Genomic DNA, 2,841 nt, shown 5'->3' on the forward strand with positions numbered 1-2,841 from the left:
AATATGTCGCTGGCGAAGTGCTGGCCACCATGGCCGGCCCTGACGCGATCGCAGCGGGTGTCGCCCACGGCGTTGGCGCCGGAGTGATCGTGCATCACCTTTTCTCGCATGAAATCGAAATCGAGTCATCCGCCCTCGCGCATGAAATCTGGTCCATGGAGGATTGGATCGACCGTTCCGATGAGCCTGGCACGATTTCCCTTCAAGACGATACGCGGCTACGGCCACTATCACATAGCTTATAAAAAGACCGACGCGGAGTGGTCCATTGCCCGCCTTAATCCGCACCGGACAAGGCTCGACTTCACCGATTAAATGGAGGCACGTGGCGCCGCCGATCGTTGCAACAGCATTCGCATCGGGGCGCCAGTATCTGGCGCCCCGAAACAGCTTCGGGGCGGGGGTTCGCAGCTCAGCCATCCTTCAAGGGATGAGCAGAAGTTTTTCCTGTCATCGCACGGCTTTCCTCGGCCGCATGAGCGTTGGCAGCGTCTGTAAGAGAGAACTCGGTTGCAGCGGAGACACCAGGGAGAATCGAACGTTGCGGAACTGGAACCACCGTTGACGATATCGGCTCCCTGCCCGTCCATCAGTCGCAGCACTTTGGCTGCAGATTCTTCTTCGCTGTCAACCATGAGATGGCTAGCATCCGAAGCGAACCACCACTTCACCCGATTGGCCTTGCCGTCGAGAAGCGCGATAACGACGGGATGAAGTAGAAGCGATTGCGCCACAGGCAGTCGATCGCATTGTTCATCACATGCGCGTCGCAATCGTGCGTATTCCAGGTGTGTTCGGCGTCCCGGACCCGCTGCTGCTTGCCAGACTCAGTTGAATCATTGCGATTTTTCATCATAACGTTCACGACAAGCAGCGCGCCTTGGCAATCGTTCGCTCAAGCTGTCACCGGCTCCTCTCTAGCATATTGGCGTCACACGGCGCAGATGCGGGTTAGTTCCCGTGGAATTCGTCGACAGAGCCACACAGAGGTGATTTGCACACGCGCCGCAGTACCTTTGTCGGCAGCGCTCATACGATCTGACAACGCCTAACGGGCGCCCGCAAGCGAGCGAGTGTATCTCATCAAAATCGTCGGACCGCAGAATAGAGAGAAAGACCGTCATGGAAGATAAGGCTAAAATCGCCGAGCCGGGCCGTCGGCAGTTCGTGCAATTAGCTGCTGCAGTCGCCGCCTCCGTGGTGGCCGGCACTGCTGGCGCGCAGGCATTGGCGGCTAAGCCATCGTTCTCTCGCCCCCTCGTGCCATTCGGACCGATCAGGCAAATCGACGCTGGCGTTCTCAATATCGGCTACGTCGATCTGGGACCGAAGAACGGAATTCCGGTGTTACTCTTTCACGGCTGGCCGTACGACATTCACGCCTTCGCCGAGGTTGCGCCGCTCCTGGTCGCTAATGGATACCGGGTAATCATCCCGCATCTTCGCGGGCACGGCAGCACGAGCTTCCGCTCTGCATCGACAGCGCGTAATGCCCAACAGGCTGCGTTGGGAACGGACGGCATAGCGCTGATGGACGCACTCGGCATCCGACAGGCGATCGTCGCGGGCTTTGACTGGGGCGCTCGGACTGCCGATATTATGGCTGTCTTATGGCCCGAGCGGTGCCGCGCGCTAGTATCGGTCAGTGGCTATCTGATCGGAAGCCAGGCCGGAAACGCCGCACCACTGCCGCCAGCCCAGGAATTGCAATGGTGGTATCAGTTCTATTTTGCCACGGAGCGCGGCAAGGCTGGTTATGCAGCTAATACGAGTGCCTTTAACCGCCAGATCTGGCAACTCGCTTCACCCCAATGGAAGTTTGACAGCGCGACATATGATCGGTCGGCAGCGTCCTTCGTAAACCCCGACCATGTCGACATTGTCATTCACAATTACCGGTGGCGTCTGGGGCTTGTCCACGGTGAGAGCAAATTCGACGATCTGGAAGCGAAGCTGGCCACAAGCCCTGTCATCAAGATCCCGACGATCACGTTGGAAGGGGATGCAAACGGGGCTCCTCATCCGGATCCGTCGCGGTATCGCGCCAAGTTTGCCGGACCGTATGACCACCGTCTCGTTACGGGCGGCATCGGCCATAATCTTCCGCAGGAGGCACCGGCCGAGTTCGCGAAGGCGGTCCTGGACGTGATTAAGCTGGCCGGCTGAACTTTCGAAGCGGTTCGAGAGGACAAGATGATGCGAGCAAGCTTATGCGCGGTCGGCATCGCAGCGGTGACGTTCGGCCTGTCGGCGGTCGTCGCCGCCGACAGGCAACCGGGCAACGCCTCGCCAGTGTTCGGCGTCACGCTGCCTAAAGGCTTTCGCAACTGGAAGCTAATCAGTGTCGCCCAGGAAAATGGCAAGAACAACGATATCCGCGCCATTCTCGGCAACGACATTGCCGTCGAAGCCTTTCGGAAAAATAGAAGACCTTTCCCGGATGGAGCCATGATCGTCCGGCTCGCTTGGCGCTACACATCATCACTCCGCAATGATACGGTGTTTCCATCACCCCAGTCTTTCGTTGCCGGCAAGCCGACCAATATCCAAGTCAGTGTCAAGGACTCCAAGCGTTACGCATCTACCCGGGGGTGGGGGTACGGCCAGTTTGAGAACGGCGTTTCCAATCATGATCCGGCCGTAATAAAGGCCTGCTTCGCCTGCCATGTGAAGCTTGAAAAGCTGGATAGCGGCGCTGACTTCGTCTTCTCAGGTTACTCGAAATAGTGCAGCCGCCGGTCAGATTGGCTGTTAGTCGCCTGGCGTATTCACCGACGGTGCCATAGAGGGCCCGCGACCACCAGCGTCGGGACGACGAGCCGCGCGGTCCGCAATCCATGA

4 protein-coding genes are annotated in these 2,841 nt (G+C 58.6%); 3 read left to right on the plus strand and 1 reads right to left on the minus strand.

The annotated features are described in order from the left end of the window. The coding region (locus RH90_RS24060) for a hypothetical protein (RefSeq protein ID WP_010188215.1) at positions 1–245 on the plus strand (245 nt) is incomplete at its 5' end. 422 nt (positions 246–667) lie between these two features. Here the strand turns inward: RH90_RS24060 and RH90_RS19390 are convergent. After that, on the minus strand, positions 668–856 hold the full coding sequence (locus RH90_RS19390) for a DUF1348 family protein (protein ID WP_010188217.1): 189 nt from the start codon (positions 854–856) through the stop codon (positions 668–670). Positions 857–1,122: 266 nt separating this feature from the next. Between RH90_RS19390 and RH90_RS19395 the strand changes: the two genes are divergently transcribed. Together RH90_RS19395 and RH90_RS19400 are read left to right on the plus strand one after the other, a co-directional pair. Then, a complete protein-coding gene (locus RH90_RS19395; RefSeq protein ID WP_010188218.1) occupies positions 1,123–2,166 on the plus strand; it encodes an alpha/beta fold hydrolase in 1,044 nt (347 codons plus the stop codon). Positions 2,167–2,193: 27 nt separating this feature from the next. Next, entirely contained in the window at positions 2,194–2,727 is a 534-nt protein-coding gene (locus RH90_RS19400; protein WP_010188219.1) for a cytochrome P460 family protein, read from the plus strand. The last annotated feature ends 114 nt before the right edge of the window (positions 2,728–2,841 follow it).

The organism is Sphingomonas sp. PAMC 26605 (assembly GCF_000241485.1).
Classification (GTDB): Bacteria; Pseudomonadota; Alphaproteobacteria; order Sphingomonadales; family Sphingomonadaceae; genus Sphingomonas.